This window comes from Nocardioides sp. Soil777 (assembly GCF_001428425.1).
Taxonomy (GTDB): domain Bacteria; phylum Actinomycetota; class Actinomycetes; order Propionibacteriales; family Nocardioidaceae; genus Nocardioides; species Nocardioides terrigena.
The window spans coordinates 61,642-67,694 of record NZ_LMSN01000007.1 but is presented as its reverse complement, the minus strand read 5'-3'; the positions used below and the strand labels follow the sequence as shown (position 1 = coordinate 67,694).

The following is a 6,053-nucleotide window of genomic DNA, read 5'->3' as shown; positions in this document are numbered from 1 at the left end:
CCCGACCACGCAAACGCCACGGCTTCCAGACCCCGGCCGAAGTCCTGGACCAACTACTGTCCAAAGACACACACGAAGACGGTGTTGCGTGACTGCCTAGATTCCGCCGACGATCCCGGGGTCCGTTCGTCACGGACTACCCGGCGAGGCGGGGTAGTACCGGACGTTCGGGAGTGGATCCCGGCGTGTCGCCCACCCGAACGTCCGGTACTACCCCGGCGAGGCCGCTTAGTTGGGGACGATCCGGTAGGCGCTGCGGCCGGGTCACCTACCAGATCGCCCCCAACTAACTACGCCGGGGAGTGGCGGGATCAGCGGGAGCGGGGGGATCAGCCGGATCAGCGGGCGAGCGAGTCGCGCAGCTCGGCCACCACGGCGTCCACGACCGCGGTCAGGTCGCCGCCGGCCTCCTTCGCGACGGCACGCTGGCGCTGGTACGACGCCCCGCGGCGCGCGATGTCGGCGACCGACCGCAGCTCGGCCTCGCACTCGAGGCGACGAGCGACCGGGGTGAGCCGCTCGAGCAGGTCGTCGAGGTCGTCGGTGACGAGGCGCTCGCGGGAGCCGGCGTCGAGGATGACGATGGCGTCGAGGCCGTAGCGGGCGGCGCGCCACTTGTTCTCCTGCACGTGCCACGGCGGCATGGTCGGGAGCTCCTCGCCGGCGGCGGCCCGGGTGTCGAGGTCGACGACCAGGCAGTGCATCAGCGCGGTCACCGCGGCCAGCTCGTCGATGTCGGACATGCCGTCGCAGACCCGGTTCTCGATGGTGCCGAGGTGCGGGGCGGGCCGCAGGTCCCAGCGCACGTCGGACATCGAGTCGATGACGCCGGTGGTCATCTGGTCCCCGATGCACGCCTCGAACTCCGACCACTCCCGGAACTGGAAGGGCAGCCCGGCGGTCGGCAGCTGCTGGAACATCAGGGCCCGGCTGGAGGCGTAGCCGGTGTCCTGCCCGGCCCAGACCGGCGAGCTGGCGCTCAGCGCCAGCAGGTGGGGGTAGCTGTTGAGCAGGGCCGACAGCACCGGCATCACCCGGTCGCGCTCGGGCATCCCGACGTGCACGTGCACGCCCCAGATGAGCATCTGCCGCCCCCACCACTGGGTGCGGTTGATGAGCTCCTCGTATCGGTGGCCCTCGGTCAGCTGCTGGTGGGACCAGTCGGCGAAGGGGTGTGCCCCGGCGCCGAAGAGGTCGACCCCGAGCTCGTCGGCCGCCGGCATCACCACCGCGAGCGTATCGCGCAGGTCGGTCATCGCCTCGCCGACGGAGCCGCAGATGCCGGTGACGATCTCGACCGTGTTGCGCAGCAGCTCCTTGTGCAACCGGCTCGGGTACGACAGGCGTGGGCTGGCCGCGGCGAAGAGGTCGGCGGCGGTGTTGGAGAGGTCGCGGCTGGTCTGGTCGACGAGCGCGAGCTCCCACTCCACGCCCAGCGTGGGGGAGGGCGAGGCGTGGAAGTCGAGGTGCACGACACCATGCTAGGGACGGGGGGAGGCCCCGGCCTCACCCCGACGAGCCGGATGCCACCATGACGCCGTGGAGGAGGACAGCAGGAGCACCGCCCAGGACGGCAGCCAGCTCGAGCCGGCGGTCGAGGCCGCGGTCGAGGCGGCGGCCCTCGAGGCCGCCGAGGCAGCCGCCGGACCGGCCGCGGAGGCCGCCGTCGAGGCGGTCGTCGAGGCAGCGGCAGTCGTGGAGGCGGAGGCGGCCGAGGAGGCCGCGGAGGCGGCCCGCGAGCTCAACCTCAGCCTCGACCTGTGCCTGCGCATCGGCGAGGTGCTGCTCTCGTCCGGTGCCGGCGCGGCGGACGTGACCGCGACGATGCAGTCCGTCGCCCACCACCTCGGCCTGCGGCACCCCGAGATCGACGTCACCTTCACGTCGCTGTCGATGAGCTACCACCGCGACCCCGCCGAGCCGCCGGTGATCATGATCCGCAACGTCAAGCACCGCGACATCGACTACGAGGACCTGACCCAGGTCGACCACCTCGTCCACGAGATCCTCGCCGGCCGCCTCGACCTCTACCTGGCCCGCACCCGGATGGCGACGATCATGTCCACCGGCCACCCGTGGCCGCGCTGGGCCGTCACCCTGGGTTGGGGCGCCATGTGCGCGAGCGTCGCGGTCTTCCTCGGCGGCGACTGGCTGGTCGCGGTGATCGCGGCCGCCTCCGCGGTCAGCATCGACCGGCTCCAGCTCATCCTCTCCCGCCGCCGGCTGCCGACCTTCTACCTCCAGGTCGCCGGGGGTGCGGTCGCCACCCTGTGGGCCGTGGGCCTCGCCGCCACCCCGGTCGACACCGACCTGTCCCTGGTCGTGACCGCCAACATCGTCATGCTGCTGGCCGGCATCGGCTTCATGGGCGCCATCCAGGACGCCCTGACCGGCTTCTACGTCACCAGCGGGGCCCGGGTCATCGAGGCGCTGCTCGCCACCGCGGGCATCATCGCGGGCGTGAGCGGCGGGTTGTCCTTCGCCGACGTCATCGGGGTCGACATCGGCCAGCTCGTGCCCGGCCGGGCGCTCGGCAACCACGTGCTGGTGGGGGTCGTCGGGGCGGCGGTCTGTGCGGCGGCGTTCGCGTTCGCGTCGTACGCCCCGCCGCGGGTGCTGCTGCCGATCGCCGTCACCTCCGGCCTGGCGACCCTGCTCTACACGGTCGTGGACGGGTCCGGCTTCGGCCGCACCTGGGCCGCGGCCGTCGGCGCGTTCACCATCGGCCTGGTGGCGTACGCCGTCGCCGACCGGTTCCGGGTACCGCCGCTGGTGGTCGCGGTGTCGGCGATCGTGCCGCTGCTGCCCGGCCTGTCGATCTACCGCGGCCTCTCGTTGCTCGCGGCCGGCGGCTCGGGGACGTCGTACGGCATCGTGGCGATGATGACCGCAGCCTCCGTCGCCGTGGCGCTCGCGGCCGGCGTCATCCTCGGCGAGTACCTCGCCCAGCCGCTCAAGCGCGAGTCGCGCCGGCTCGAGGACCGGCTGTCGGGCCCGCGCCTGGTCGGTCCTTTCCGGGCCCGGTCGCGCGGCGAGACCCGGGCCGACCGCATCACCTGAGGTCGCGGACCCGCGCGGAGGTCATGAGCTCCGGTCGCCGGGACGGCCAGGTCCCATGACGTCCCGCAGCGCCTCGAGCCAGCGCGCGCTGCTCCCGTCGTACGGCGCGTGGCCGCCGCGGACGGCCGCCAGCACCGCCTCGCAGCTCGCCCGCGCCCCGGCGATCACGTCGTCGGGATAGCCGTAGGCCACCTGGTGCTCGGCGAACTCGTCCTCGTCGTCGACGATCACGGTGCCGTTGAAGCCGCGGACGACGTCGAGGTCGAGGTCGACCGCGCGCAGCGTGAGCCCGTCCCACTCCGCCGGCGTGGTCATGTCGACGTACACCTCGACGCCCGACCCGCCGAGCGCGGGCCAGCCGTTGCCGGCCGCGCTGTGGAAGGCCGCGAGGTGCCACGCCCCGTCCGGCGGCACGAGGCCGACGTGGTCGTGCCGGCCGACGAAGACCTTGTCGGGGCGGGTGTAGACGGTGCCCGCGGCGAAGCCCAGCCACAGGCCGTGCTCGTCCTCGCCGAGCACGACCGCGTCGTACTCCCAGTGGGGCAGTCCCCCCCACTTGCTCATCTCGCAGCGGACACGGGTGCCGGGTGCGTGGGTCATGGACCTGTTTCTACACGGAGCGGCGCGGACCCGTGACGCGCGGTGCGACCCGGGCCACGACGTCCTGGTAGCGCGAGCCGGTGAGCTTGGCGAAGTGGTGCATGAGGTGGGCGTCGGCGCCGACGAGCACGCGCGCCTTGCCGGCGAGGGCGCCCTCGAGGATGATCCGCGCCGCCCGGTCGGCCGGCATCTTGGCCAGCTTGGTGTCGAAGACGGCCGTCAGTCGCGCGTGGTCCTCGCCCGCGGTGGTGCGGCCGTTGCGCACGATCCCGGTCTTGATCCCACCGGGGTGCACGCAGGTGACGCTGACCGGGTGACCGCTGATGAGCATCTCCTCGCGCAGCGCCTCGGTGAAGCCGCGCACGGCGTACTTGGTGGCGTTGTAGGCCGTCTGGCCGGGCATCGAGATCAGCCCGAAGAGCGACGAGATGTTCACCAGGGTGCCGTCGCCCGACGCGATGAGGTGGGGGAGGAACTCCTTGGTGCCGTTGACGACGCCGTTGAGGTTGACCCCGACGATCCAGTCGAACTCCTCGTAGGACATGTCCGCGAAGTCGCCCGACATCGAGACGCCGGCGTTGTTGACCAGCACGTTGACCCGGCCGAGCTGGCCGACCACGTCGGTGGCCCACTGCGCCACGGCGGCCCGGTCGGACACGTCCACGACGTCGCTGCGGACCTCGGTGCCGACCGCCTTGACGAGGTCGACGGTGGCGGCGAGGCCGTCGGCGTCCCAGTCGGACAGGGCGAGCAGGGCGCCCTGCTCGGCGGCCTGGAGGGCCATCTCGCGGCCCATCCCGCCGCCGGCGCCGGTGATGACGACGACCTTGTCGCGGAGGGTGCCGGGGGTGCGGGCCAGGGGGTTCCTCATGAGGAGATCCTCTCGTCGGAGCGGGCGGCCTCGACGTCGTACGCGTCGACGTCGAAGCGGGAGAGCAGGGAGCGGAAGGTGTAGGTGGTGCGCGGCCACAGCGTGGTGTTGCGGCCGTGGTCGTCGAGGTACCAGCTGGAGCAGCCACCGGTCGACCACACGGTGCGCTGCATGCGGCGCTGGAGGTCGCGGTTCCAGGCGTCCTGCGCGTCGCGGCGCGGCTCGATCGCGGCGTACCGGTTGACGCCCATCGACGCGATCGCGTCGAGGACGTAGGCGATCTGGCTCTCGATCATGAACACCATGGAGGAGTGGCCCAGCCCGGTGTTGGCGCCGACGAGCTGGAAGAGGTTGGGGAAGCCGTGGGTGGTCGTGCCCTTGTACGACGCCATCCCGGTGTCGGCCCACACCTGCGACAGCGAGCGCCCACCGCGGCCGTGGATGCGCTCGGCGATCGGCTGCTCGGTGGTGTGGAAGCCGGTGGCGACGACCAGCACGTCGACCGGGCGCTCGACGCCGTCGACGGTCACCACCGCGTCGCCGGTGACCTTGGCGATCCGGTCGGTGACGAGGTCGACGTGGTCCCGGGCGAGCGCCGGGTAGTAGCTGTTGCTGATCAGGATGCGCTTGCAGCCGATCGCGTAGTCCGGGGTGACCCGCTCCCGCAGCGCGGGGTCGGGGATGCCGCGGGCGATGTTGAGCAGCGCGGCCCGCCGCGCCGGGGTCGCGAGCCGGGGCTTCCAGGTGAAGGCGGGGACGTAGGACTCGCGCGCCCAGTAGGTCGCCGTCCGGTAGACCTTCTGCACGGCCGGGACGTGGCGGAACAGCAGCCGCTCGAGCCGGGTGTAGCGGCGGTCGTTGCGCGGGATGACGTACGGCGCGGTGCGCTGGTAGACGTCGACGTGGCCGGCCACCTTCGCGACCTCGGGGACGAGCTGGATGCTCGACGCGCCGGTGCCGATGACGGCGACCCGCTTGCCGGTGAGGTCGACGTCGTGGTCCCAGCGGGCCGAGTGGAAGAGCTCGCCCTGGAATCCCTCGATGCCGTCGATCTCGGGCAGCCTGGGCTCGGAGAGCCCGCCGGACCCGCTGATCAGCGTGGTGGCGGTGACCTCGCCGTGGTTGGTCCGCACCACCCAGCGCTGCGCCTGCTCGTCGTAGCGCGCCTCCTCGAGCACGGTGTCGAACGCGAAGCGGTCGAGCACCCCGGACTCGCGGGCGACGCGGCGGAGGTAGGCGTGGATCTCGGGCTGGGGGGAGAAGGAGCGCGACCAGTCGGGGTTGGGCGCGAAGGAGAAGGAGTAGAGCTGGCTGGGGACGTCACAGGCGGCACCGGGATAGGTGTTGGCGCGCCAGGTGCCGCCGACGTCCGAGTCCTTCTCGATGACGAGGAAGTCAGTCTCGCCGGCCTCGTCGAGCCTGATGGCCATGCCGAGCCCGGCGAAGCCGGCGCCGACGACGAGGTGGGTGACCGCGGTCGGGAGGGTCTGCATGTCGGCCAACGTACTGGCGTTATTGAATA

General features: G+C 72.1%; 5 protein-coding genes. 1 reads left to right on the top strand and 4 read right to left on the bottom strand.

Features of this window, described 5'->3' with window-relative positions:
• Positions 1 to 338: 338 nt before the first annotated feature.
• A complete protein-coding gene (locus ASG88_RS06515; protein ID WP_056886621.1) occupies positions 339 to 1,472 on the bottom strand; it encodes a glutamate--cysteine ligase in 1,134 nt (377 codons plus the stop codon).
• Positions 1,473 to 1,539: 67 nt separating this feature from the next.
• On the opposite strand from ASG88_RS06515, the gene ASG88_RS06510 reads away from it, so the two are divergent.
• Positions 1,540 to 3,060, top strand: coding sequence for a threonine/serine ThrE exporter family protein (locus ASG88_RS06510; protein WP_235534753.1), 1,521 nt, complete (start codon positions 1,540 to 1,542; stop codon positions 3,058 to 3,060).
• A 21-nt stretch (positions 3,061 to 3,081) separates the two neighbouring features.
• Here ASG88_RS06510 and ASG88_RS06505 read toward each other — a convergent pair whose 3' ends face one another.
• The 3 genes from ASG88_RS06505 to ASG88_RS06495 are packed head-to-tail and all read right to left on the bottom strand — an operon-like array spanning position 3,082 to position 6,024.
• Positions 3,082 to 3,660, bottom strand: a complete 579-nt coding sequence (locus tag ASG88_RS06505) for a DUF402 domain-containing protein (RefSeq protein ID WP_056886620.1) — start codon at positions 3,658 to 3,660, stop codon at positions 3,082 to 3,084.
• Positions 3,661 to 3,670: 10 nt separating this feature from the next.
• Positions 3,671 to 4,531, bottom strand: coding sequence for an SDR family NAD(P)-dependent oxidoreductase (locus ASG88_RS06500; RefSeq protein ID WP_056886619.1), 861 nt, complete (start codon positions 4,529 to 4,531; stop codon positions 3,671 to 3,673).
• Complete coding sequence (locus tag ASG88_RS06495; RefSeq protein WP_056886618.1) at positions 4,528 to 6,024, bottom strand: flavin-containing monooxygenase; 1,497 nt, start codon at positions 6,022 to 6,024, stop codon at positions 4,528 to 4,530. The genes ASG88_RS06500 and ASG88_RS06495 overlap by 4 nt, the downstream gene beginning before the upstream one ends.
• Positions 6,025 to 6,053: the final 29 nt, after the last annotated feature.